The sequence below is a fragment of the Acetoanaerobium pronyense genome (genome assembly GCF_017874355.1).
In the GTDB taxonomy this organism is placed as follows: domain Bacteria; phylum Bacillota; class Clostridia; order Peptostreptococcales; family Filifactoraceae; genus Acetoanaerobium; species Acetoanaerobium pronyense.
In genome coordinates this window covers 100,879-127,689 of record NZ_JAGGLI010000004.1, presented here as the reverse complement: position 1 = coordinate 127,689, position 26,811 = coordinate 100,879, and the positions used below count along the sequence as shown (strand labels likewise).

22 protein-coding genes are annotated in these 26,811 nt (G+C 36.0%); 5 read left to right on the top strand and 17 right to left on the bottom strand.

Going from position 1 to position 26,811, the window contains the following annotated elements:
- Positions 1 to 373: 373 nt before the first annotated feature.
- From J2Z35_RS03215 to J2Z35_RS03170, 10 genes are all read right to left on the bottom strand, one after another.
- A complete protein-coding gene (locus tag J2Z35_RS03215; RefSeq protein WP_209659269.1) occupies positions 374 to 826 on the bottom strand; it encodes a DUF669 domain-containing protein in 453 nt (150 codons plus the stop codon).
- 23 nt (positions 827 to 849) lie between these two features.
- Positions 850 to 2,457 carry an AAA family ATPase gene (locus J2Z35_RS14870; protein ID WP_209659267.1) on the bottom strand — a complete coding sequence of 536 codons (1,608 nt, stop codon included), beginning with the start codon at positions 2,455 to 2,457 and terminating at the stop codon, positions 850 to 852.
- The gene (locus J2Z35_RS03205; protein WP_209659265.1) at positions 2,379 to 2,744 is read right to left on the bottom strand and encodes a VRR-NUC domain-containing protein; all 366 of its coding nucleotides are present in this window, start codon (positions 2,742 to 2,744) and stop codon (positions 2,379 to 2,381) included. Before J2Z35_RS03205 ends, J2Z35_RS14870 begins: the two co-directional genes overlap by 79 nt.
- Positions 2,745 to 3,872: an SNF2-related protein gene (locus J2Z35_RS03200; protein ID WP_209659263.1), complete on the bottom strand. Its 1,128-nt coding sequence runs from the start codon at positions 3,870 to 3,872 to the stop codon at positions 2,745 to 2,747.
- Between the two features lie 161 nt (positions 3,873 to 4,033).
- Positions 4,034 to 4,822 (bottom strand): BRO-N domain-containing protein, encoded by a 789-nt coding sequence (locus tag J2Z35_RS03195; protein WP_209659261.1) that lies wholly within the window; start codon positions 4,820 to 4,822, stop codon positions 4,034 to 4,036.
- Between the two features lie 26 nt (positions 4,823 to 4,848).
- The gene (locus J2Z35_RS03190; protein WP_209659259.1) at positions 4,849 to 5,181 is read right to left on the bottom strand and encodes a DeoR family transcriptional regulator; all 333 of its coding nucleotides are present in this window, start codon (positions 5,179 to 5,181) and stop codon (positions 4,849 to 4,851) included.
- Positions 5,182 to 5,657: 476 nt separating this feature from the next.
- Positions 5,658 to 5,942, bottom strand: a complete 285-nt coding sequence (locus J2Z35_RS14965) for an oxidoreductase (protein ID WP_209659257.1) — start codon at positions 5,940 to 5,942, stop codon at positions 5,658 to 5,660.
- 241 nt (positions 5,943 to 6,183) lie between these two features.
- On the bottom strand, positions 6,184 to 6,858 hold the full coding sequence (locus J2Z35_RS03180) for an ABC transporter ATP-binding protein (RefSeq protein ID WP_209659256.1): 675 nt from the start codon (positions 6,856 to 6,858) through the stop codon (positions 6,184 to 6,186).
- Entirely contained in the window at positions 6,858 to 8,510 is a 1,653-nt protein-coding gene (locus J2Z35_RS03175; RefSeq protein ID WP_330623355.1) for an ABC transporter permease, read from the bottom strand. The genes J2Z35_RS03180 and J2Z35_RS03175 overlap by 1 nt, the downstream gene beginning before the upstream one ends.
- A 191-nt stretch (positions 8,511 to 8,701) precedes the next feature.
- Positions 8,702 to 9,763 (bottom strand): Fe(3+) ABC transporter substrate-binding protein, encoded by a 1,062-nt coding sequence (locus J2Z35_RS03170; protein WP_209659254.1) that lies wholly within the window; start codon positions 9,761 to 9,763, stop codon positions 8,702 to 8,704.
- Between the two features lie 377 nt (positions 9,764 to 10,140).
- Between J2Z35_RS03170 and istA the strand changes: the two genes are divergently transcribed.
- Both istA and istB read left to right on the top strand, forming a co-directional pair.
- A complete protein-coding gene (gene istA, locus J2Z35_RS03165; RefSeq protein WP_209659252.1) occupies positions 10,141 to 11,694 on the top strand; it encodes an IS21 family transposase in 1,554 nt (517 codons plus the stop codon).
- A complete protein-coding gene (istB, locus tag J2Z35_RS03160; protein WP_330623354.1) occupies positions 11,669 to 12,460 on the top strand; it encodes an IS21-like element helper ATPase IstB in 792 nt (263 codons plus the stop codon). Before istA ends, istB begins: the two co-directional genes overlap by 26 nt.
- Positions 12,461 to 12,913: 453 nt before the next feature.
- Here the strand turns inward: istB and J2Z35_RS03155 are convergent, their stop codons facing one another.
- Positions 12,914 to 13,486 (bottom strand): hypothetical protein, encoded by a 573-nt coding sequence (locus tag J2Z35_RS03155; RefSeq protein WP_209659251.1) that lies wholly within the window; start codon positions 13,484 to 13,486, stop codon positions 12,914 to 12,916.
- 507 nt (positions 13,487 to 13,993) lie between these two features.
- Here J2Z35_RS03155 and J2Z35_RS03150 point away from each other — a divergent pair.
- Positions 13,994 to 15,484, top strand: a complete 1,491-nt coding sequence (locus tag J2Z35_RS03150) for a phytoene desaturase family protein (RefSeq protein ID WP_209659249.1) — start codon at positions 13,994 to 13,996, stop codon at positions 15,482 to 15,484.
- A 55-nt stretch (positions 15,485 to 15,539) separates the two neighbouring features.
- A complete protein-coding gene (locus J2Z35_RS03145) occupies positions 15,540 to 16,202 on the top strand; it encodes an FMN-dependent NADH-azoreductase (RefSeq protein ID WP_209659247.1) in 663 nt (220 codons plus the stop codon).
- 395 nt (positions 16,203 to 16,597) lie between these two features.
- Here the strand turns inward: J2Z35_RS03145 and J2Z35_RS03140 are convergent, their stop codons facing one another.
- On the bottom strand, positions 16,598 to 16,933 hold the full coding sequence (locus J2Z35_RS03140) for a winged helix-turn-helix transcriptional regulator (RefSeq protein ID WP_209659245.1): 336 nt from the start codon (positions 16,931 to 16,933) through the stop codon (positions 16,598 to 16,600).
- A gap of 159 nt (positions 16,934 to 17,092) precedes the next feature.
- Here J2Z35_RS03140 and J2Z35_RS03135 point away from each other — a divergent pair, with 159 nt between their 5' ends.
- The gene (locus J2Z35_RS03135; RefSeq protein ID WP_209659243.1) at positions 17,093 to 17,587 is read left to right on the top strand and encodes a lactoylglutathione lyase family protein; all 495 of its coding nucleotides are present in this window, start codon (positions 17,093 to 17,095) and stop codon (positions 17,585 to 17,587) included.
- A 209-nt stretch (positions 17,588 to 17,796) separates the two neighbouring features.
- Here J2Z35_RS03135 and rlmD read toward each other — a convergent pair whose 3' ends face one another.
- The 5 genes from rlmD to J2Z35_RS03110 form a co-directional block, all read right to left on the bottom strand.
- Complete coding sequence (rlmD, locus tag J2Z35_RS03130) at positions 17,797 to 19,155, bottom strand: 23S rRNA (uracil(1939)-C(5))-methyltransferase RlmD (RefSeq protein ID WP_209659241.1); 1,359 nt, start codon at positions 19,153 to 19,155, stop codon at positions 17,797 to 17,799.
- Positions 19,156 to 19,182: 27 nt separating this feature from the next.
- The gene (locus J2Z35_RS03125; protein ID WP_209659239.1) at positions 19,183 to 20,193 is read right to left on the bottom strand and encodes an aldo/keto reductase; all 1,011 of its coding nucleotides are present in this window, start codon (positions 20,191 to 20,193) and stop codon (positions 19,183 to 19,185) included.
- Positions 20,194 to 20,323: 130 nt separating this feature from the next.
- Entirely contained in the window at positions 20,324 to 22,075 is a 1,752-nt protein-coding gene (gene pyk / locus J2Z35_RS03120) for a pyruvate kinase (protein ID WP_209659237.1), read from the bottom strand.
- 33 nt (positions 22,076 to 22,108) lie between these two features.
- Positions 22,109 to 23,068: a 6-phosphofructokinase gene (pfkA, locus tag J2Z35_RS03115; protein WP_209659235.1), complete on the bottom strand. Its 960-nt coding sequence runs from the start codon at positions 23,066 to 23,068 to the stop codon at positions 22,109 to 22,111.
- 158 nt (positions 23,069 to 23,226) lie between these two features.
- Entirely contained in the window at positions 23,227 to 26,679 is a 3,453-nt protein-coding gene (locus J2Z35_RS03110) for a DNA polymerase III subunit alpha (protein WP_209659294.1), read from the bottom strand.
- Positions 26,680 to 26,811 lie beyond the last annotated feature (132 nt).

Sequence of the window (26,811 nt, the reverse complement as noted above, 5' to 3'; positions counted from 1 at the left end):
AACCTCCTAGTCATATACTTTTTTAAAGTCATTGACTAGGTTATACTAGTTTTATAGAGGGGGTCAAATTTATTCGTAATTGGGGGTCAATATTAAGTGTAAATCAACACTATACTGCCATCCCTGTTTTTTCTCTGTTATAATAAACTTGGAGATACTATGGGGATTAAAACCACAAAGGATGCCCTTTAAGATGTACTGGTCATAATGGCGGTTGTTATAGCCCACCCAGATATGGTCTTTATGCCTTTCATAAAACGACGCTAATTTCTTAGCATCGTTTATGAAAAGGTGTTTTTCTTTGGTTACTGGATTTAAAATGACGAAGAGCCAATCTGCCAGGAAAACCTCTGCGTCGTAAAACAGTAACATTCTACTGAACCTCGAAGACATCAGTAATCTTAAAGGTACTAAATCCCTTATTGGTTTCCCCATACTCCACTGCATACTCAAAATTCCCATCTACTGCCTCATGAAGATTTAGAAGCAAGTTGTGGTACTGGGAGAAATTATCAAATGTCACTTCCAGAGCAGTTCCTAGGGAACGTAAAAACTCATTTGCCATATGAAGTCCAAATGCAGCGTGGATCACTTGATTCATGAAAAGCATGGAATTTTTATACTCTCCCTCTAAAACTCTCATCCAGCAACTCACCATAGGTTTCCCTGACTTTGATTCCACCAGTTCCAGTTTTTCAATAGCTACTTCATAGGTTCCAAATGGTACTTCCTTGTAATCAGCAGTGTTAGTGCTAACACTTTTTAAATCCTCTTTTAATCCCTTTACATCAAACTGCTTGTCAAACTTTGCAAATACATTACTCATAATAGTTGTCCTCCTTTAGATTTTTATTTTGAAGAGCGTCTGCTCTTACGGGCTGGTTTTTCAGTTTTGAAATCAGGTGTTTCTGTTTCTGTTGGTTCGGTATTAGATGGTTCAGATGGTTCTGGTGCAGGCGTTTCAACTGCAGGCACATCCCCTTTAGAATAGGTTTTGATTCCTTCTTGAGCTTCTTTTAACGCTTTAATAAATGTATCCTTATCAAGCTTTACCTTTTCCACCTTGAAGTTAAATCTACCTCCTCCGAAGACATTCTCTTGCTTTTCTAGAAGCAGGTATCTCTCTTCCCCATCCATATAAGCTCTTGCTGTAAGGTCCACAATTCCCGTTAGAACATTTGCCACTTTATCATTAATGTTGGGTTTGATTGTGGTGAGTTTACTTCCATTTTTCAGGGTAATCTCAGTGCTTAATTCCTTGGAGATAAAGATTAATTGATATCCAAGATTTTTAAGTCTTTTCATGGCTGATAGAAACTCTGTTCTAACCATGTCCCAGCCTTTTCCAAAGCCAGCGTCTTGTTCGTGGTCTATCCCTAACTTTCTATATGTGTATAATCTGCAGTGCTCATATAAATCCTCAACTAAATCCACTGCCACTCGCTTAAAGGTATTGTCTTTTTTCTCTAGCTCTGTAATAACCTCAAGAAATACTTCCCATGCCTGTTTTTCTTTTCTAAGCCTTCCTTCATAGGTCACTTCATCGGTAATTCTAATGACTGGAGAGGTTGTATTATCAACGTTCCCATCTGTGTTAATAAAAAGTAGGTCCTCCATAGAATCTATAAAGGATGACTTTCCCACATAGGAATCTCCATAGACCCACTTATCCGGGTTTAAATCAATCTTGCGTTGTCGTTTTTCATTTTTAGGTAATAACATATAGTCAATCTCCTCCTCACAATATTTTTGAAATTCGCACCAATTGCAGAGTTTGCTTGGTGTTTTTTCATAGTTTGTTACAGTCTCAATCTCCCTGCAGCTATTAAAGAAATCCTCTACCTTTTGGGGGTCGTATTCTACTTCAATGATTTTAACTTCCATTCTTGACAGAGTTTCTCTTAGCCGCTTTCTAAATTGATAAAGGTCTTCCGTTTTCTTCTGCCTAATAAAAGTTTTAGGAATGAAGATGTATCCAATCTTTGAAACTTTAAACCCTAGACCCTCTAAGAAATGTTTATAGAGGTGTAGCTGCTTGGACTGAAGGTAATTCTCCACGTTGTTGGAATACTTAAAGTCATATACATCAATAGTTAAGTCTTTGTTATGGAGAATTAAATCCACAAACCCTTTAAATTCCGGGAAGTTTATCTCATATTCAAAGGTAACATTCCTATCTCCTACTAACTCATCTAGTGTCATCTGAGCTTTCTCCACTAGTGTTTTTAGCTTAATCATCTCGTTAATATGGGCATCTGTTATTAGTGGATATTGGTTATAGTAATATTCCTCCATAAAACAAGCACCCTTTTCCAGTCCCATATGCATGGCGGAACCTACAATAAGTGGACTATCTTCACCTGGTGGAATAATAGTAGTTAATCCTCTTTTGTACCTAAGGTAAAACTGATATTTACATTTTTCAAAACACTCGACTCTGCTGTGGCTAAACTGCACGAATTCACCTCCCTTACTAACATTTTGAACTTCTCAAATCCTGCTGGATAAAGGATCACTCCAATTCCTCCCGCTGCGTTAATCTGCCGAATGTTCATTTGCTGTAAAGCAGTTGGTTTTCCCGCATCAGATTTCAGCTCTAGGGCTATGAAATAACCATTCACGCAGCAGATAATGTCCGGTATCCCTGACTTTTGAAATCCACCTCCCCAGACCTTGAAAAACCATATGTTGGGATGGGATTTTAGGAATTTAATTACTTTACTTTGTAATTGTTTTTCAGTCATTTATGTGTCCTCCTTCTCAAATAACTCCAAGGTATAATCCCTCCTTTCCTGTAGCACCTTTAGAATTTTATCTTCTACCGATTTCTCGGTGATGAGATAATAGTAAAAGCAAGCCCTACTCTGACCTATCCTGTGTATCCTTTTCTTACTCTGCATCCATAACTCACTGGAGAGAGGTAAACTGTAGTAAATGACTTTATTGGCTTTTTGAAGATTGACTCCGCTTGCTCCTGCCTGATATTGGACCAGTGTTACGGTGCTTGATTTGGTTTCATAATTATTTAAGTCAGTACCATCTCCGTTAATGTAGGAAATTGGTTTTTCTAACCCTTCGGCCAGTGATTTTATAAGATGAAGCTCCCTTTTGAAGTTATAGAAAATAACAATTCTATCTTCTGTTGACTCTAGAAGCTCCTTTAACACCTGATGCTTGTGATTGTTATAGATGGATGCCAACTGCCTTAGATATAGTAGCTTTGTTAAAGCCGTATCGCCTACCAAGGTTTCTCCACCAACAGTAATCACCCGGTCTTTCTTGAACTTCCTATAGCGGGTGGTGTTTTTTACTTTTATGATATTTTCTATCTGCTCTGGAAGATTAAAGGCTTCCTCTGACTTCATAAATATGGCACCGTGGGATTTAAGTTTCTCCTTCAGGCGGTCTACATTTTTATATCCCTTAACTACTGTTATCTCGAAACCACCTACATCCATCTTTTCTGTGATGGTATACTGTTTGTAAAAGAGCTTCTTTGAGATATTCCACCCTAGGAGTTTAAGCTGGGACCACAATTCTTCGTATTTTCCACCAGTTGGGGTTCCAGAAAGTAAAATTACATTTGATGGTTTTAGTCCTAGAACAAACTCGGCCCTGTTGCATCTTTCATTTTTAATGTACTGAGATTCATCTAAAATCATGGTAAAGTCTCTAAGGTTGCTTAGCTCAGGCCTTCGCCAGGTTAAATCATAATTGATGATGATGACGCTATTAGCTGGAATGTCCTCTATAGGCTGTTTTTTATAAATGATTACTTCATATTCGTAGTAGGTCTTAAAATGCTCCGCCCAGTCTTTAATCTTGGACTTCTGGCAAATGAGTAGGTTATATGGTGCATTAAGCTGTTTCATCTTCTCTGAGCCGATATAGGTTTTCCCAAGGCCTATCAGCCCATGTCAAGATATATGGCAGCTCTCGACTTATCCTTTATTGCTTCTAATGCTTTTTCTTGGTGCTCATAGAGCTTTATCTCTGACATGACTTACATCACCTCCCTTCCAGGTCATGAATACTAAATCTCAAAGCTGCAACCATATTGATTCATGATTTCATCTATAAATTCCAAAGACTCCGGCAGCCATACATTGGTTTTGATTCTGCGGCCACCCTTTAAGGTTTCCGTAATCACCTGACAGTATTTTGTAGAAATGTACTTGGAGGTCATCACGTAGTAGGTGCTTCTGCCACTGATGTTGGAATCTATCTTCTTAATGATCTTGGCATCCTGCATGATGCGGTTGAAGTCCTTGGCTGTGATTCCGTAGTACATTCCAATGTCTGAAGCCCTTAGCATTTCATTAAGCCTTTGGAGATTTCTAAAAAAATTCAGCTTCTCGTCTTGTTCTTCCACGACCTCTGTCAGCTGTGCAACTTTTTCTCTTTCTGCCTTTAGAACCTCTAGCGTTTTAATCATGGTATCTGGATCATTTAGCATTTTTTCTATTGCATCATTAGTTGCATATACTCCATGGTTTCTGATATCTTTGAGAATCTCTTTTATTTTTTTCTTAAATCTTTTAGCCTGCGGTTTTCTTGACTGCATCAATACTTCGTAAAGGCCGTCTTCTGTTAAAAAAGTATACTGAGTGTTTGCTTGCATACCCTCTAAACAATCCTTAGTGGGTGTTTTTATTATTACTTTTTCATCTTCTTCCACTGCAGCCAACATTGAAGTTGGATTACTATGCTCAATCCATTTTGCTACATCTTTTGCTAGAAATAATGGTTCTTCTGGTGTTCCATAAACTTTGAAATCTTTACCTAGCACTTCTCTTTCATCAATTAGTTCTAATTGGTTCACTTTTTCCATCCTCTCTAAATTCGGGGTCATCCCGTGTTTTTATTAAGAACAAAGTCCTTAAAAATGCTTTGCATTACGGCAAGGTCATTACCATAAAGTTTTTTGCTTAACCTTTCTAATAATTCATATTGTTGAGGCTTGAGATATTTCCGATTTAAATGATAACCTTTCATTACTCTAACTCCCCCGCAATAACGACCTCTAATAGTTTCCAAGGGGTAAGAAAGCGATAAAGCATTAATGTCATTTCTAATAGTTCCAATACTGACTTTAAATTCAGCTGCTAAGTTGGACATTGTATCCTGTCTTCTAATACAAAGTACTTCTATAATTTTCATCCTTCTTTCATTAGCACTCACCGCTTCCTCCCCCCTTTCCTTTGTTCTGTGATTAAATAATAAAAGTTAAATAGCTAAGTTTTTTTGCTATTTAAAAAAGTTTTTGAAAAAATTAAGTATGCTAGGAGAAAATCCCGCCGTCCGTATGCGCACTAGGACATTGAGATTTTATTTAGATAGCATGATTGCTTATCTACTAAAAATGTAACATGAAATATTTTTTGAAAATGGACATGCCATGTCCTCTAAATCCATGCAAACAAAAAACGCCGGAGTCATCTATTTCTGCCTCTTATAGGCTTCATAGATAACTCCGGCGTTTTGCTCCTCGATTGGTTACGGGGCAGTTTGCGGTAGTTTTGTTTTTTGGACATATTAAAAACAGACCGTATTTTGCTACAGGTCTGCTTAGATTTCTTATAGACTGGACACACCATGTCCGATTTTTGAATGAAAAAATTTTAAATTTCTACCCCATATGGTAGGCCCTAATATTTTCATTTTCTTCGATTTTGGATGATGATTTTGTGAGCCTCATAGACAATTTGCAACGCTATCTTACTACCTTCTCTATGCACTGCACTTGTTAGTTTTTTATACTCTTCGATGAATCGATCATCAGAAATACCCAAGATTTTTGGATTAGGTTGTTCATCTTCAGAGACAAATGCGTAACCTGTGATTATTAATCCTACTCCACTTTCTAGTGTTTTAGAAGAACATATGGAAACCTTAAAGAAAAGAACCGACGAGTTAAAGATAGATATACAGATAAAACCCATTTCTTTTAACAGTATATGAAAAGTCAGTTAGCTAAATACAATGATTTACAAAATGACATTATTTGGGTAACGGTGCTACTTAAAAAGGTTATTTAAAATAGTAGAAAAAAATATGAAAATCTCCATCACCATGGGTTTTGAATAAACCAAGGTTGATGGAGATTTTTACTGTTATCAAAGCAGAGTTTCTATGATTAAAAACTCCTTAGGCATGATATAATAACTCGATTAGGCGATCCGCTTAATTACTATCCGGGGATACAATGCGATCTACCATTCCGTTATCAATGTAAACTATCTGATCGGCAATCACATTTGCGTCATCTAGATCATGTGTAACAAATATAGATGTAATGCCAGTATCTTTAAGAATGTTACGTAATTCACATCTAATTTTTACTTTAAGGTTGGCATCAAGATTACTAAATGGTTCATCAAAAATTAAGAGAGAAGGAGCAGGGGCAAGAGCTCTTGCTAAGGCAACTCGCTGTTGTTGCCCACCACTTAATTCATAAGGATATCTTTTTTTATATTCAGTCATGTTTACTAATGAAAGCATTTCCTCAATTCGCAACTGTTTTTCCTTACGAGTCATACTTCTTAAGCCAAAATTAATATTATTTTCAACAGTCATATGTGGGAAAAGGGCATAATCTTGAAAAACCATTCCTACTTTTCTTTTTTCTGGTGGAGTGAAAGTGTTGTTATCGACTATCATTTTTCCATTAATTGAAATCGAACCTGATTTTGGTATTTCTAACCCTGCAATTAGTCGCAAAATCGTACTTTTTCCACTTCCACTATTACCGAGAATTGAAACAATTTCTCCTCGCTTAATATCTAAAGTAAAATCCTTAATTGTAGGTTCCTTTGTATTTTTATATTGAAATTGCAAACGTTGAATAGTAATAAACATTAACTTTGGTCCTCCTTATCCAATATCTTGTGAAAGAAAAAGATGCAGGTCGCACTAATTAAAATAATCAATATAGATGCTGAAGCTGCTTCATTTACCATTTCGTCATTCGCATATACAAATGCTTTTGTTGCTAATGTATGGAAGTTAAAAGGCTGCAAAAGCATTGTAAGTGGTAGCTCTTTTAAAATATCTACAAAAACTAGAATGAAACCACCAATAACTGCTCCTTTCACTAGTGGAATATCAACCGTAAAAAAAACTCTAATTGTTGAAGAGCCAAGGGTTCTTGCAGCCTCGGTAAAACTATTCCCTGTCTTTTCAAACCCAGCTTCGATTGAATTATAACCTACAGCTAGAAAGCGAATAACATAAGCAAATACTAGCATAATAAGACTTGTTCTTAGAACGATAATTGGACCTGAACCGAATAAGTTTGATAGATAACGGATTTTATCATCGAGGGTTAGGAAAATTGTAATTACACCGATAGCAATGACTGCACCTGGAATAGAATAACCAAGAACTGTAATTCTAGAGATAATCTTTGAAACGATGCCTTGGTGAATTCTAGAATAGTTTGCAATAATTAGTCCTACAATCACAATAATGATTGATGTAATAAACGCCACCATAAATGAATTCATTACTAATGTATAAAATTCATTGGTCAATATCTTATCATAGGTCATAAATACCCAATAGATTAACTGAATAAAGGGAATAATAAATGAAAAACTAAAAATTCCAAAACAAAAACCAAAAAGCAACCATGCTTTTTTACCTGTTAATTGCTTAGGTTGAATAGGTTTGACTTTTGAATTTGAATAACTAAATCGCTTTCTTCCTCTAACAACTTTTTCAAAGGTAAGAATTAAAATAACAACAACCATTAAAGTACTAGCAAGCTTAAATGCTGAATCAAGATCACCCATTCCAAACCAGGTTTGGAAAATAGCCGTGATAAAGGTTTGAATACCGTAATATTTTACAACACCGTAATCATTAATAACCTCTAACATGACGATAGTAACGCCACCTAATATAGCAGCTCTCGATATAGGAAAGATTACTCTAAAGAATATTTCTGTAGAATTAGCGCCAAGCAATCTAGCATTTTCAACTATTGAGGAAGATTGATTTTCAAAAAAACTTTTCGTAATCACATAGACATAGGGGAAAAGAAATATCGTAAAGATAAAAATGGTGCCTTCCGTAGACATAATATTAAAATATTTCTGATTCACCGTAATGTCAAAGTTATTTCGTAATGTTGACTGAATAATACCTGTATAATTAATCATCCCATGATACGTATAGGCTCCAATAAATGGTGGAATAGCTAGTGGCAAAATTAATCCCCATTTTAAAAAGTTACGCAGTGGAAACTTATAAACTGTAATGAACCAGGCTAAACTAGTTCCAATAATTGTTGTTGCTAATCCTGTAAAAGCCATAATAACAACTGTATTAAAAATAATATCAAATAGCAAATATTCTTTTATATGGTACCAGTTTTCATTAGGCTCCGAAAAAAACTCAACTACTATTAGCATATTGGGTAGTAAAATGATAGATATAAATAGAAAGCTAAGCAATGCCCAAATATCTAGCTGTTGCTTTATTTTTTGTATTATCTTTATAGTTTTCACATCCTTAGTTGATTATAGCAATCATATTTATATAGTAAATAGAAGCATGTTACTAAACGTATCTATAGTTAATTTTTTAATATTTTCTTAAATAAGTATAAAACAATAATGAAATTGGGTATACCCAAAATTTTTAATTAAAACCGTCGCATCACATTATCAATAGCGATACGACGGTTTTTTACATCAAACTATTTCCAACCTATTTCGTTAAATGTTTGAATTGCTTTTGCATTATTATCACCAACGATTGTTAAATTGATATCTTGTTCTTTAAACTCTCCCCATGATTTTAATGTTTCACTGATTTCTGCGTTTGGATTTGCTGGGTATTCATTGTTACCTTCAGCAAATACTTTTTGTGCTTTTACATCAGTTAGGAACTCAAGGAATTTAATAGCATTGTCAACATTTTTTGCATGCTTCACTAAAGCAGCACCACTAATATTTATGTGTGTACCAGTTGAGTCCTGGTTAGGGAAGAATATACCAACAGCCTGGCCAACCTTAACATCTTCAGGATTTTCAGAGTTTAGTAATCGACCAACATAGTATGTGTTTGAAATCGCAACATCACCTTCTCCAGCAACAACAGCTTTTACTTGGTCAGTGTCTCCACCTTGTGGTTCTCTTGCCATATTTGCTACAATACCAGCAGCCCAGTCTTTAGAAGCTTCTTCACCCTTTAAATGAATGAATGAAGCTAATAAAGATTGATTATAAATGTTTTCTGAAGATCGAATTAAAACACGGTTTTTCCATTCAGACTCAGTTAATGCTTCATATGTAGAAAGCTCAGATGGATCTACACGATCTTTTGCATAAACAATGACACGAGCTCTTTTTGTTAAACCAACCCAAGCATTATCGAGATCACGTAATTTTTCTGGGATATTACTTTCTATAACATCACTGTTAATTGGTTGTGTTAACCCTCTTTCCTTTAATCGTGCTAAGTTACCAGCATCGACTGTAATGAATAGATCAGCTTCTGTTGCTTCAGCCTCACGGTCAAGACGCTCCATTAGCTCATCGCCTTTACCTTCTACAACATTAACTTTGATTCCAGTTTGCTCTTCAAACATATCATAAAGCTCACGGTCAATATCATAGTGACGGCTTGTATAAAGGTTAACAAAACCTTTATCTTCTGGTTCAGTGGTAGGTTCTTCATTTAAACTACCGCAACCAGCTGTAATTAGGAGCGACATTACTACTATCGCTAGGAAAACTAATTTTAATGTTTTGTTCATTATTTGTTCCTCCTTAGTAATTAAAGTTTTTATAATGAAATGAAAATCATTACCGTTTAGATTTTAGCAGTAATGATTTTCATTGTCAACAAAAATTTTAAAATCACAAAAATAAGCAAAATAAAATGATGAATATCTACTTAAAAGATAACAGCAAAACTATCTAAGAATTTACATAGAGCCATTACCTTGATTACGGTGGTTTATGGCTGTTTGAACATGGTTGAGTATTCCGGAGCAAATTGTACCACCTGTCCGGAGTAATGATACCGTCATTCCGATGTAAGGATACCGCAAATCCGGAGAATGATACCGCTTCACGTATAATATATTTATGCATCCAGCGATGCAAATATATTGTGAGGAGGTCATACAAAATGACCAGGTATCGAGAAATTTTGAGGTTGTATGCCATGGGACTGAGCCAAAGAAACATCGCCTACGGCTGCAGTGCCTCAAAAACAACGGTCAATCGAGTCATTAAACGAGCTGATGAACTAGGCATCACTTGGCCGCTTAATGACGACCAGACAGATGGTGTGCTAGCTGAAAAGTTGTTCCCTGTTTCTACAAAGGAAACGACGAAAGCAAAGCGACCACCTGACTTCAGCTACATTCGTAAAGAGTTGCTCAAGAACGGCGTTACCAAGAAACTGCTGTGGACGGAATACATGGAAGAATGCCGCTTAAATGGTGACGAACCACTTATGTATTCCCAGTTTTGTCATTACATTCAGCAGGATGAACAAAAACGTCGTGCCACCATGCATATCCGGCGTAAACCTGGAGAACAGGTGGAAGTTGATTGGGCCGGTACACCTGCACAGATCATTGATCCTGATACAGGTGAAGTGACTGAAGCCCATCTCTTTGTTGGTGTCATGACCTACAGTCAATACGCTTATGTGGAAGCCTTTGTGAATGAAAAGCAACAAGCCTGGATTACAGCCCATGTTCACATGTATGAATACTTCGGCGGTGTGGCAAAAATACTGGTGCCTGACAACTGTAAAACAGCTGTCGATCACAACAAAGGATGGTACAACCAGAAAGTCAATGCCACATACCATGAAATGGCCGAACATTACGGGACCGCTGTCATGCCCGCAAGGGTCCGTAAACCAAAAGACAAAGCCAATGTGGAAGGGACAGTGGGCCACATCTCCACCTGGATTACAGCTGCACTTCGAAAAGAACAGTTCTTTTCACTATCCGAATTAAACGGTGCCATCAGAGAGAAACTTGAAGCTTTCAACTTAAAAGATTTTCAAAAAAAGGAAGGAAGCAGGTGGAGTCTCTTCCATACGGAAGAGTTGCCTTTCCTGACGCCCCTACCTGCTACCCCTTACGAACTTGCCCTGTGGAAACAGGCCACTGTTCAGTTCAATTATCACATATCCGTGGATGGAATGCTATACTCTGTTCCACACGAATACATTAAACGAAAAGTTGATGTAAGGGTAACCGCCAGGGTCATTGAAGTTTTCTACAATCACAACCGTATTACATCCCACCAGCGTCTTTATGGCCGAAAAGGTCAGTACAGTACCATCTTAGAGCACATGCCGCCTGACCATCAGAAGTACCTGGAATGGACCGGGGACCGGTTCAGAAAATGGGCTGAAAAAATCGGTGTGAACACCCACCAGGCCATTGATGTAATTCTCACCTCCAAACGTATTGAACAGCAAGCCTACAAAAGTTGTATGGGTCTTCTAAAACTGGCCGACAAGTATTCGGACCGTCGTTTAGAAGCTGCCTGCGAAAAAGCATTAAGCTTTACCGCCAGTCCCAGTTACAAGAGTATTAAAAACATCCTTGTGACGGGCACTCAGGAAAAAGCTGAACTGCAGGCGGAAACATCCACTAAAAACAACTTTGGCATCACACGTGGGGCCAATTACTATGGAGGTCAGAAAAATGATCAATAACAGTACTGTTGATAAACTCATTGAAATGCGGTTAACTGCCATGTCGGACGCCTTTCGTCAACAAATGGCGGATCCTAACATGAAAGAAGTCTCCTTCGAAGAACGTTTCGGGATTATGGTGGACATCGAATACACACGTCGTAAAAACAATCGTCTGGATCGCCTGATTCGCAATGCAGAATTTGACCAGGCGGACGCCAGTATCATGGGCATTGACTACACTTCAGGGCGTCGGCTTAACAAAGACCTGATCAAAAGACTGGCGTACTGTGATTACATTCCTGAGCATCGCAATATCTTTATCACAGGTGCAACCGGCAGCGGTAAAACTTACATGGCCTGCGCCTTCGGCATGGAAGCCTGTAAACAGCACTTTAAAACACAGTATGTAAGGCTTCCGGACCTACTTATTGATTTGGAGCATTCACGGGATGAAGGAAATTACAAAAAAGTGATGGCGAAGTATGCCAACCCAGTGCTCCTGATCATCGATGAATGGTTGCTGCTGAAACCATCTCCCTCCGAATCCAAAGACATTTTTGAACTGCTTCACAGAAGACGGAAGAAATCTTCCACCATCTTTTGTTCCCAGTACAGGCATGAAGGGTGGTATGAACAGTTAGGTGGTGATGATTCGCCTTTGGCGGATGCCATTCTTGACCGCATCGTACACGATGCATACAAAATCAATATTGAAAGCATTAACCCGTCAAAAGATGTATCCATGCGGGAGGTGTACGGGCTGAATCCCCGGGCAAGTGAGTAACCATTGTGTTAAGTGTCCTTAAAAAGGTCAAAACCGGGTTGTTTAAGGGCGCGAAATGGATTTCAATTTTCCTTGGAGGTCTGTGCCCGCGGAGAACATTTCTAGTTGATTCAAGGATGGTTTGATGCGGGTAACGGCCCCAAAAGGCGGGGCCTCCATGCGAGCCGGCCGCCTTGTAAAGGCAAAGCAAACTGCGCTTTGCCGGCGTCCTCTCGCATTTGGCTCACTGAATTTCGAATACTGGATTGAAATTTATTCTAAAAACCAGTTTTCAAAGATCATTTGGTGATGCGAGTGGCTTCCGCCACTACCACGATGGCTCTCATTGACGCACACAGTGGATCAAAATCATCATATTCATGATTTGTATGGAATATCACCAACAACGGTATCGTGTTTCCGGACTGGCGGTATCATTCATTCCGGATTCGCGGTACTCTTCAAGAAGAATGTTCAATGGTCTAATCTTACACAATTGGTTTCTGAATAATATAGTAAAGATGCCATCGTTACAGGTTGATGATTTTTATACCCTACAAATAATTTAAAGTATTTATTTTCCATGGCATTCATTAAAAGTTCTATTTCATATTCACTCTGGTTAGGTATCAATATATCATGTACAATTCGCTCGTCCCATGAATTTAAACATTTAATATTAATTTGATTAGAACTATCAATTTGATTTTCATCAGTTAAAATCATATATTGATCGTCGTGATTTACTTCTATCTTAAATCCATGTTTGATTAATATGTTCTTATTTTTGTGTAAATAACCGTTAATAAAGGGATGATAAATACGAGGGGTAATTTGTTTTTCTTGATAGAAAGCTTTAATCTCCTCTAACATTAAGTCTGTTATATTTGACGCAAATATAACACAGTGATTACTATCATGTGATGATTTATTATTCTCATTAAAAAACAGTATTCCCCAGTCTCTTTCTTCATGGTTCGAAAAAAACTTAGGAAATAGTAATTCTGTTTTAATAAGGTCATCATTCATATAATCAGTTGTTTTCACTCAACTCACCTACTCTTATTTTATAATTGATACACAGGTGAACTAATCATGGTATTGAATAATTATTAAGATTGCTTAGTTTCTCTTGACCACCTATCAGGTTTTTAGCAGCACTCTCACAGTTTTCTCCCCTGAGCTTTTTTAGTTTATTTTACGAAACCCATTCTCAACCGGCGTAGATACTAATAACCATTATACACTAAGCGTCCCATTTCTTTTATGAATATATTATTAAATCTTTCTAAAAGCAGAGCGTATAGGCCACATTTTGTGTCCTATACGCTCATTGCCTTTAAAACATTTATTAACTTTTACCCTAGTAAGCCTTGCTACACTTCACATGTCTGGTGATAGTGTCAACAAAAGAATAGATAGCACTTGCCCCTAAAATCCCCTTTCGGGATTTTTATAATTAGCCATGAAATAATCTATATCGAGTAGGAAAGTATAATGTATTTTGGATAGCAAATAATAACTAAAAGCTAAGATGAGGGAGTTAGACGTAGATTGAAGAAGAAAAAAATAATCATAATCGGAGCTGGTGTAGGTGGTCTCGCTACAGCAATTAGATTGCTTAGTAAAGGTCACGACGTAACTATATACGAAAAAAATAGCACTATAGGAGGCAGAGTTAATGTCTTGCAAAAACAAGGCTTTTCCTTTGATTTAACCGCTTCTATTCTGCTTTTGCCCGAAGAGTTTAAAGAGGTTTTCCGATGGGCAAATAAAAATTACAAGAATTATGTTACATTTAAGCAAGTTGACCCTTTGTATCGGATACATCATCATGAGGATGCCCCCCTCAATCTTTATTCTGATATAACTAAGTGTTCTCAGTCTTTAGACTCTTTTTCCGCCGCTGATGCTAAAGGGTATCTAAGATTTTTAAATGATACCTATCAAAAATATACTATTGCTAATAATCACTTTCTACAGAAATCTTATGCTCACGCTTCAGAGTTCTTTAATTTTTATTCCTTGATAAATGGGCTTAAATTAAAGCCTTTATCTACTAGCTATTCCTTTATTTCAAAATACATTAGAAATAAAAAGTTAAGAGATCTGTTATCCTTTCAGTCACTCTTGTTAGGAATTTCCCCTTTTGAGGGTCCAAACATATATACAATATTACCCTGTGTAAGTCAATTATATGGTCTTTGGTATCTAGAAGGGGGTATGTACTCTTATATTAAAGCCCTTGAAAAATTAGTGAATGAGTTAGGCGGCATAATTTTATTAAATAGTTCTGTATCTGAAATATTACTCTCCAATCAGACGGTCATAGGTATTAGAACAGAATCAACTATTGAAAAGGCTGACATTGTCATAAGTAATGCAGATTTTCCATATTCAATACAGCACCTTATTAAAGATGAAAACGCTAGAGGCAAATATACAGATGAAAAACTTAATAAAATGAAATATTCATGTTCTACCTTTATCCTTTATTTAGGTCTAAATAAGAAATACCCTGAATTAGGTGTGCACAACCTTTTTATGGGTGATCATTTCAAGGAAAGTGTTGAAGAAGCTTTTACTGGGTATCTGCCTAACGATCCTGTCCTATATATGTATTGTCCTAGCTGTATAGATGAAAGTGTTGCACCAGCTAATATGGAATCTCTTAGCATTACAGTACGTGTTCCTAATCTTTCTTTTCACCGAATAAAGTGGGATCACAAGACAATAGACACTTTACGGTCACAAATTCTGAACCAGATCAGCAAAATAAAAGGCCTTGGGGATATTAAAGAGCATATTGTTTTTGAGGATTATCTTACCCCCCTCGATCTATTTAAACGTTTCAATGCATACCACGGAACAGCATTTGGCTTGAGCCCTACCCTCACACAATCACTTTACTTTAGACCAAGTATAAAATCACCCAATGTGAAGAATCTATATTTTGTAGGAAGCTCCGTTCATCCTGGTGCAGGGATATCCTTAGTGCTACTATCTAGCAGGTTAGTAGCAGAAGAAATATTAAAGAATATTTGAGACTATTAACAATGGATTATGCTAGTATTCTAAAAACTAAGAGAGAGGTTGTAACATGAAAAAACTATTATATATTATCCCAAGTTCAAAACCTGAGGAAATATCCTCTAGCCAACAGACAGCACGGAAATTTATCAACCAATTTTTAAGTGCCTATAATGATTATTCAGTTCAAGAACTTAATCTGTATCAGGAATATATTCCTGAGCCAAATCATAGGTATTTTGTCTCTCGTGCCCAATTAGTTTCTGGAGAAAAATTTGAAGAATTAAATGATAGAGAAAAAAAAGATGTACAGAGAATGCAAGAACTATGTAATATCTTTAAATCTGCTGATCGTTACGTCATTGCTGCCCCGATGTGGACACTTTCTTTCCCTTATAAACTTAAGCAATTTATTGATTGTATCATACTAAACGAGCAGACTATTTCTATATCTACACAAGGGGTTAAAGGTCTAATGAAAGATAAGGAAAGAAAACTGCTATATATACAATCCTCTGCGGCCATTTTTCCATTCACTGCAATTAATGTTCCTTTATTAGGATCTAGAGTAAATCACGGAGTAACTTATGTGAAAGATGTATTTACATTCCTTGGCATAAAACATACTCATCAATTACTCGTTGAGGGCACGGAGATTGATGATATAGGTAGTGACAAAGCAATAGAAAAAGCTTCTACAAAGATTCAGAAGCTAGTAAAAGATATGAGATAAATACTATAGGAACTTTGTAGAGGTAGATTCACATCGCTACAGCTAAATTTGATAATATCCTGATTCCTAAAACCCAAAAGAGGGGTCTCTAACTACTATCTTGTAGTTTGGGACACCCTCTTTTCGCTTTATTAATATATGAATTGATCTTGTTGTGTCTTATCTACGGTACCATCCGCTTTAAAACATTGTATTAACTTTTACCCTTGTAAGCCTTGCCACACACTTCACTTGTGTCGAGTGACAAATGGGAATATAGTTCTTTCCCCTTCTTTAAAAATCCTTTATAGAGGACATCTTAACCGTGTTTATATATTCTTATTTTAAATTTCAATTATTAGTATTTCTTCTTCATTCACAAGTGCAATTTCTTTCCCAGTTAATATCCTTCGCCATTATATCTTTATATTATTTTCACTAGCATATTTTTTGCTCCATTCACATAAGTCATTTAATATAGGTATTAAACTTTCACCATATTTAGTCATAGAATATTCCACTGTAGGTGGAACTGTTGCATATACTTTTCTTGAAATTATTTTACTACTCTCAAGTTCTCTAAGCTGCTCAGTAAGTACTTTTTGTGAAATATCAGGTATAGATTTTTTTAATTCAGTAAACCTTTTGCTCTCTTCAATTAAATACCAAAGAATCATCAACTTCCATTTTCCACCTATTAAGTCTATAGTAAGTCCTAAAGAGCATATATATTGATTTTTAATTTTTTCCATATCAACCTCCTGTATATTCTTATTAGTTTCCTTTTCGTAACTATATAACAAAAAAGTGCCTTATTGTTTCCATAAATAACCCCATGTATAATAGTGTTAGTTTAATTGATACTAAATATATAAGCATTATAACATAACGAAAAGATAGGAGAGATTTATATGACATATCCAAGAGCATTTTCACACATAGGGTTATCAGTTACAGACTTAGATAAAGCTGTAAAATTTTATAAAGATGTTATGGGATGGTACGTAGTTATGGAACCGTCGGATGTTAAAGAAGAGAATGATACTGCTATAGGGCAAATGTGTATAGATGTATTTGGTGAAGGATGGGGAACATTTCGTATAGCTCATATGGTAACTTCGGATGGAATAGGTGTAGAAATATTTGAATTTCCTAATAGTGAAAAACCAGAAAATAATTTTGAGTATTGGAAATCAGGTGTATTCCATTTCTGTATCCAAGATCCAGACGTAGAAGGAATGGTTAAAAAGATAGTAGAAAATGGTGGTAAACAAAGAATGCCAGTTAGAGAATACTATCCAAATGAAAAACCATACAGAATGTGTTATGTAGAAGATCTATTTGGTATAATATTCGAAGTATATAGTCACAGTTATGAAGTAACATACTCATCAGGAGCATACTAAAAGTAAAGAACCGTATCTATTTTTATGATACGGTTCTTTTTTCTCTGAAATCTAGCATTTTCGATATATCTCAAAGTGTCAACAAAGTGGAACCATAAAATACGCAAAACCTATACCTTTACGCAAAACTCCATATTTCTGCGTAAAAGTTAACCCCCCTTAAATAAAACCCCTCAAACTTATTAGTCTGAGGGAACATAAAAATTGCCTTAAACCCGCTCTATTAACACAACCGTCTCCACATGGGTTGTATGCGGGAACATATCCACCGGCTGTGCTACCTTCATCTCATATCCATAGTCTTTTAGTATTTCTACATCTCTTGCTAGGGTTGATGGGTTGCAGGATACGTATACTACTTTCTTTGGTTTCATTTCTGCTATTGTTTTTAGTACTATTTCTTCGCATCCTTTTCGTGGGGGATCTACTACTACGACATCTGCAGTGATTCCTTGGTTATATAGCTTTGGGATGAGGTCTTCTGCTTTTCCTGCATAGAAAGTCGCGTTGCCTATATGGTTTTTTGCTGCGTTTTTCTTGGCATTTTCTATGGCATCCGGCACTATCTCTACTCCATAGACTTGCTTTGCACTTCTTGCTAGGAAGAGGGAGATAGTTCCGATTCCGCAGTATATATCAAATACTGTATCTTCTTTATTTATATCTGCAAATTCCAAAGTTTTTCTATATAGTACTTCTGTCTGAAGAGGGTTGACCTGATAAAATGAAAGTGGGGATATCTCAAATACTAGGTCTTCTATAGTATCTTCTATGACCCCATCTCCGTATATAGTTTTGTTTTCTCTTCCAAGTATTACATTTGTTCTTTGAGGATTAATGTTTTGGACTAAGGTTCTAAATCCAGGAACCTTTTCTTCTAACATATCAATTAAGTATTTTAGTTTAGGAATTTCCTTTTCCTTAGTTACAAGTATTACCATCACTTCTTTTGTATAGTGCCCTATTTTTGTAACTACATGTCTTAGATTTCCTGTGTGAGTCTTTTCATCATAAACTTTGATATTGAATTTAACTATATATTCCCTGACTATATCTAAAATAGTGTCATTTATAGGGTCTTGGACGTAGCAGGTTTTTAGGGGGATTATATCGTGACTCATTTTTTTGTAAAATCCCATAATCGGCCTATTGTTTTTATCTAGCCCAACTGGAAACTGTACTTTGTTTCTATAGTAATAAGGGTCTTTCATCCCTATAGTTTCTTCTACCTTTGGATTTTCTAGTTTTCCTATTCTTGTAAGGTTTTCAAGAACTGTATTTCTTTTTATCTCTAGCTGATTTTCATAATCAAGCTGCATGATTTGACATCCTCCGCAGGTATGGGCTAGTGGACATCTTGGCTCTACTCTTTGAGGGGATGGCTCAAGTACTTTAACAAGGTCAGCTACTGCATAGTTTTTTTTGGATTTTATTACTTTGCCTATGACCTTATCTCCCTTTAATCCACCTTCTACAAATACTGTAAATCCTTCAAATTTTCCTATCCCTTCTCCTTTGTGTCCCAAATCTACTATATCTATTTCATAAGTCTTTCCTATTTTTAGCATATTTTTCTCCTTAAATATATATTTAATCTAGCGTTGGGCACCTGCAAAGGCATCTGCGGTCCTTTTCATCATTGAAGATATAGATAGACCATATGGACACCTAGATTCACAGGCTTTGCAATTTGTGCAATCTGATGCTTTAACAGGAGCACTTTCATATCTATCTACTGCCCACTTTTTCAGGTCATATCGTTTTAGATATCCTTCAACTATAAACTGGGCAGGGATGTTAATTCCAACTGTGCAAGGCATGCAGTAGCCGCATCTTCTGCAAAATTTATCTCCCATTTCTTTTTTTATTTTATCTATTTGTTTTATCTCTTCATCTGAAAGAGGATTTTTATCAGATACTGCATTTATATTTTGCTCTATTTCTTTATCATCTGCCATCCCAGGAATTATTACGTCAATAAAATCATGAGACATTATATATCTTATTGCAAGACTTGTATCTTCAATCGCTCCCCCAGCTAGCGGCTTCATCACTATGGTTCCTATTCCCTTTGATTTTGCTTTTTTAAACATTTCTATACCCTGATTTTCCACTATATTGAATGGAAACTGAACTGTTTCAAATACTTTTTCATCAATGGCTTTTTCAAGTACTTCAGAGCTATGACTAGTAATCCCAATATGTCTTATTTTTCCTTCTCTTTTTGCTTCAAGTAGAGCCTTTACAGCTCCATCATTTCCCATTACTTTATCATAATCTGATAATCCTAGGTTGTGAAGCTGATATATGTCTATGTAATCTCTACAGAGTTTTGTAAATGATGCCTCTATATCTTTTTTCATATCTTCGTATGTTCTAGCCATAGACTTAGTGGCAATTACAAAATCCTCAGTATTTTCTTTTATTGCATATCCTATGTATTCTTCAGATACTGTATACATTACAGCTGTATCTATGAAGTTAATTCCTTTTTTTCTGGCATTTTGTATCACTATTTTACTTTCTTCTTTTGAAATTCTTTGAATAGGTATTCCTCCAAAGCCCAGTTCATATATATTGAGTCCTGTAGATCCTAGTTTAGACATTTTAATCCCCTGCCTTATTTTAAAATATTTTTCATATATCCATAAAAATATTATACACAATAGTAGAGCCCATATCCATCTATAGATATGAGCTCTAAATTAATCTTTTATTTAGGTTAATGTGAAGTTTTTATAGCATTTCAACTTTTCCTCTATATACTATACCTCTTAGGGCATCTACTGTAACTACTTCTCCATCTACTACGTTCGTCATAGCACCATGAGCAGCTACAATAACTGGTTTTCCAAGGCTCACACCAACTATAGCGGCATGGCTTGTAAGTCCCCCTTCTTCTGTAACTATTGCAGATGCTTTCTGAAGCATTTCAATCATATCCTTATCTGTACTAGATGCGATTACTATATCTCCTTCTTCAATAGTATCGTTTGCTGTTTTGATTACTTTAGCGCGGCCATATACGTTTGTAGTACCTATTCCTATTCCTTTTGCTATCATATCTGTAGCAAGGTGGACTTTAATCAGATTTGTAGTCCCTGCTTTTCCTACAGGTACTCCTGCTGTAATTACTACTAGGTCCCCAGATTTTATATATCCCTTTTCAAGAGATGCTTCTACTGAACTTTCAATAAGATCATCTGTAGATGTCTCTTTTTTAGTAAGAAGTGGATATACTCCCCATACCATTCCCATCTGTCTCATTACCATTTCTGAATGAGTAGATGCTATGATAGGTGCTTTTGGTCTAAAGCTTGATACCATTCTAGCCGTATGTCCTGATGCTGTAGCCGTGATTATGGCACTTGCCTTTAAATCAACTGCTGTAGTACATGTAGCATGACTTATAGCGTTTGTTATATTTATTTGTCTTTGGTCAGATTTGTTTCTAAGGATTGAAATATAGTCAAGCTGTCCCTCAGCTCTTTTAGCTATAGATGCCATAGTTTTTACTGATTCTACTGGATATTTTCCTGCTGCTGTCTCTCCAGATAGCATTATTGCATCTGTACCATCAAATATAGCGTTGGCGATATCTGTAACCTCAGCTCTTGTTGGTCTTGGGTTTCTAATCATGGAGTCAAGCATCTGAGTTGCAGTAATTACTGGCTTACCCATAATATTACATCTTTTTATTAGGTCTTTTTGAACAATTGGTATATCTTCTGTAGGTATCTCTACTCCAAGGTCTCCCCTTGCTACCATAAGACCATCAGATACTTCAAGTATCTCTTCTATATTGTCTACACCTTCTTGGTTTTCTATCTTGGATATTATTTGAATATTTGTTGCGTTATGCTCTTCTAGAATTTCTCTTATTTCAAGTACATCTGATGCTTTTCTTACAAAAGATGCTGCAATGAAATCTATTCCATTTTCTATACCAAACTCTATATCGTTTCTATCCTTTTCAGTGATTGCAGGAAGATTAATTTTTACGTTTGGAACGTTAACCCCTTTATGGTTTTTAACTACTCCAGCATTTTCTACTTCGCATATGATATCTTCATCTTTTATTTCTTTTATCTTAAGTCCTACAAGTCCATCATCTATAAGGATTCTATCTCCAACTTTTACGTCATGAATAAGGTCTTTATAAGACACTGTACACATCTCTGATGTTCCAAGCACATCTTTCATAGTTATAGTGAAAACTTGTCCTTCAACTAGGTTAACTTCAGGCTCTGCAAATTTTCCTGTTCTTATTTCTGGACCTTTAGTGTCAAGGAGTATTGCCACAGGAGCGTTTAACTCTTCTCTAACTTCTTTCATTACTTTTATTCTTTCGCCGTGCTCTTCATAATCACCGTGTGAGAAGTTTAATCTGCATACATTAAGTCCATTTTGAATCAGTTCTTTAAGTACTTCCTTCTTTTCACTTGCAGGTCCTATCGTACATACTATTTTGGTTTTTTTTGAAAACATATTTTCACTCTCCTTATTTATTTTTTAAGGGTTTTAAATAGATAATATTTGAGCAAGTTCGTACATTTCTGTATCAAATTCATTTTTCATATCAAGTGCCTCATGTATCTCCATATCAAATATTTCATTTTTACGTATTCCTACTACTCTTGATGATTTTCCTTCCATGAGTATCTTTACTGCCATTGCTCCCATTTGACTTGCAAGGAGTCTATCTTTTGCTGTTGGGCTACCACCTCTTTGAATGTGTCCAAGGGTTGTAGACCTTGTTTCAAGCCCAGTTTTTTCGTGGATTATATCTCCTATTTCAGCTGCAGTTCCCACTCCTTCTGCAACAAGTATTATGCTCTGAGTTTTCCCTCGGTTGTTTGAGCTTATGAGCTTTTTGCAAATTTCGTCAATATCATATTTTACCTCAGGTATTAGTATAGCTTCGGCTCCACCTGCAAGCCCTGAGTAAAGAGCAATATCACCACAGTTTCTACCCATTACTTCAATTAGAGTCACTCTTTCATGGGATGATGTAGTGTCTCTAAGCTTACTGATTGCATCTAGTGCAGTATTTAAGGCTGTATCAAAACCTATGGTAAAGTCAGTATATGCGAGGTCATTGTCTATAGTTCCTGGTACTCCAATAGCTGGGAAACCCTTGTCACTAAGGGCTTTTGCTCCCATAAAGGAACCATCTCCTCCTATGATTACAAGTCCATCTATTTTAAAGACTTCAAGTACATTTATGGCTTTGAGTTGACCTTCTTCTTCGATAAACTCTGGGCATCTTGCAGATCTTAATATAGTTCCTCCTCTGTGTATGATATCTCCTACTGAGGAAATAGTCATTTCATGAAGATCTCCTTCCATAAGACCCTTGAAACCTCTTTTTACTCCATAAACTTGAATTCCGTGATATATTCCATATCTTACTACTGCCCTTACAGCAGCGTTCATTCCTGGCGCATCTCCACCGCTCGTTAGAACTGCTATTCTTTTCATATGATATATCCTCCTAAAGAGTCTGGGACGATTTTGTCCCTATGATATTTTTTCAATCCCGCCTCAATTAAAAAATATATGGCAGGGATTCTCCCTTACCATACCAACTATATAATTATAGCAGATAAGGGAGAGAATTTCAAAAGCATTCACAAGATTTACTTTATTTTTACATTACTTTCTCCTAAAAGATCATTTAGGTCTTCAATTAGGTCCTCACAGATATTAATGCTAATGTTTTTTGTTGGTACAAATTTCTTTTTCTTGGTCTCATCATAGTAAAAAACATCACTAGTTCCTATATATCTTTTTAATAGATTATCTATCTGTGATATTAGTTCTTTGTCATCTATATTTTTTACCCTTAAATATAAAGAAGAATCGTTTGAAGGCTTTATTTCCTCAATTTTTTCAGATATTATTTTGGGTTCTTCATCTTCTTTTAGTGATAGTCTTCCACTTACTATAATGGCTCTATCTTCTGTCAAAATATCTGATTCAGCTTGGAATATTTTTGGGAACACAATCACTTCAACACTGCCGTACATATCTTCAAGAGTGATGAAAGCCATCATATCTTTATTTCTTGTGGTTTTGATGTTTTTCTTGGAAACAACCCCTCCAATAATCACCCTCATGCCATCTTTGTTTTGATTTGCTTCGAAGTTTTCATGAAGCTCTCTAAGCTGCATTGTGTTTGTGCTGGTTTTCCTTTTTAGTATATCTTTATATTCGTTTAGAGGATGTCCACTTAGATAAAGTCCAAGTACCTCCTTTTCCATCATTAGCTTTTCCTTTTCTCCAAATTCTGATACATCTGGAAGCTGGAGCTTTATTTCATCTTTAAGGGCTGTATCAAAGAGTGATACCTGTCCATCTATGTTGTTTTTCTTTGAGGTATTTATGCTTTCGAGGATTTTTTCATATCCTGCCATAATCGATGCTCTATTTGGGGATATAGAATCAAGGGCTCCGCATTTTATAAGGCTTTCAATCACTCTTTTATTGAGGTCTTTTCCACTGAGCCTTTTTGCAATATCATGAAAATCCTTATATTTTCCTTTTTCATTTCTTTCATTTACTATGTTCTCTACCACATTTACTCCAATATTTTTTACAGCACTAAGACTAAACCTTATGCTATTTCCCTCTACTGCAAACTCGCTGTAGCTAGAGTTTATATCTGGATTGAGGACTTCGATTTTTAGTCTTTCACATTCTCTTATATATTCAACCACTTTGTCTGTATTTCCCATTACACTAGTCATTATTGCCGCCATAAATTCTACTGGGAAATATGCCTTTAAATAAGCTGTCTGATATGCAAGGACTGCATAAGCTGCTGCATGGCTTTTGTTGAATGCATACTTTGCAAAGTCTATCATTTCGTCAAAGATTTTGTTTGCTGATTTTTCATCTATCCCGTTTCTTATGCATCCTGTAATTTCTATTGTTCCATCTTCGAAATCCTTGCCGTACACGAAGTTTCTTCTTTCTTCTTCCATTACATCCATTTTTTTCTTACTCATGGCTCTTCTTACAAGGTCTGATCTGCCGTATGAATATCCAGCAAGCTCTCTAACCACCTGCATTACTTGTTCTTGATAAACAAGTATCCCTCTAGTTACTTCAAGGATAGGTCTTAGTTTTTCATGGGTGTATGTTATGGCGTTTTGAGAATTTTTGTTTTTTACATATCTAGGGATGGACTCCATAGGTCCCGGTCTATATAGGGATATTCCTGCAATAATATCTTCAAAAAAATCAGGCTTTAACTCTTTCATAAACTGTCTCATACCAGAGCTTTCAAGTTGGAATATTCCTAGAGTATCTCCTGAAGACAAAAGCTCATAAACTCTCTTGTCAGCATATTTTTCATTGGAAAAATCAATATCTATATTCTTGTTTTTCTTTACAAGGTCAATAGATTTTTGAATCACTGTAAGTGTCCTAAGACCCAAAAAATCCATTTTGAGGAGTCCAAGCTCTTCAAGGGTTGTCATAGGGAACTGAGTTGTTACTGAGTTTTGATGAGTATAAAGAGGAACGTAGGTGTCTACAGGGTCTTTTGAAATCACTACACCTGCTGCATGGGTTGAGGCATGCCTTGGAAGTCCCTCTACGTTTCTAGCTACATCTATAAGCTCCTTGGCCTTATTGTCTTCTTCATACAATTTCCTAAGGCTTGGATTGGTCTCAAGGGCTCTATCAATTGTCATATTAAGAGCAAAAGGTATTTCCTTTGCTATTTTATCTACGTCACTGTAGCTAATCCCCATTACTCTTCCCACATCTCTAATAGAAGCTCTGGCTCCAAGGGTACCAAATGTAATTATTTGGGATACGTGGTCATCTCCATATTTTTTCCTTACATATTCTATTACTCTTTCTCTTTTTTCATAACAAAAATCTATATCGATATCTGGCATGGATATTCTCTCTGGGTTTAAGAATCTTTCAAATAGCAGAGAATATTCTATAGGGTCAATATCAGTAATCCCAAGTACATAGGCAACAATAGAACCTGCTGCCGATCCTCTGCCGGGCCCTACCATGATGTTTTCTTTTTTTGCAAAATCTATAAAGTCCCAAACTATAAGAAAATATTCTATATATCCCATAGTCTCAATTACGTTTATTTCAAATTCAAGCCTATTCTTCACTTCCTCAGTAATTTCTTTATATCTATTTCTAAGTCCTGTTTCACAAAGCTCCCTAAGGTATGAGGAGGGTGTATATCCACTTGGCACATCATAGGTTGGAAGATGTATCTTATCGAACTCAAAGTCTACATTGCACCTTTGGGCTATTTCCCAGGTGTTTAATAGAGCCTGCTCGTCTCCCTCAAACAGCTCATACATTTCATCTGTTGATTTTAGATAAAATTCATTTGTTTGAAACTCCATCCTGTTATCATCAGCAAGGGTAGTCCCTGTCTGTATACAAAGAAGTATTTCATGGGTCTTTGCATCATCTTTGTCTACATAATGAACATCATTTGTTGCAACTAGAGGAATTCCTGTATCCTGAGACAGCTTTCTTAAAAATATATTTACTCTTTTTTGCTCTTTGATTCCGTGGTCCTGAAGTTCAAGAAAAAAGTTCCCTTTACCAAAAATCTCTTCAAGCTTAAGGGCAGATTTTTTTCCTTCCTCATAAAGTCCATTCATAAGGTGCTGCTGGACTTCACCTGCAAGGCATGCAGATAGTGCAATAAGACCTTTTGAATGTTTTTTTAGTATTTCATAATCAATCCTTGGCTTATAGTAAAAGCCTTCTACAAAACCCATAGAAACTAGCTTTATAAGATTGATATAGCCTTCCCGATTTTCGGCAAGAAGTACTAGATGCCCTGATTTTTTGTCCTGACCTTCCTTGTCATGCCTTGTCCTTGCTGCCGTATATACCTCACATCCTATCACAGGCTTGATTCCAGCTGCTTTTGCTTTTTTATAAAAATCTATAATCCCAAACATAACTCCATGATCTGTAAGTGCCACAGCATCCATAGAGTACTCTTTCGCTCTTTCTATTAGTTTATCGATTTTTGTAAATCCATCAAGCAAGCTATAGGGGCTATGAAGATGAAGATGCACAAATTTTTTCTCTATTTTAACCACCATCCTGTATTTTAATCAGTAAAACTAAGATATTTTTAAAATAAACTATATATTAAAATATTGATTATAGTAAATTTTAGCTTCAATTAATATTTTTTCTTCTTATTATATATTATCATTTAT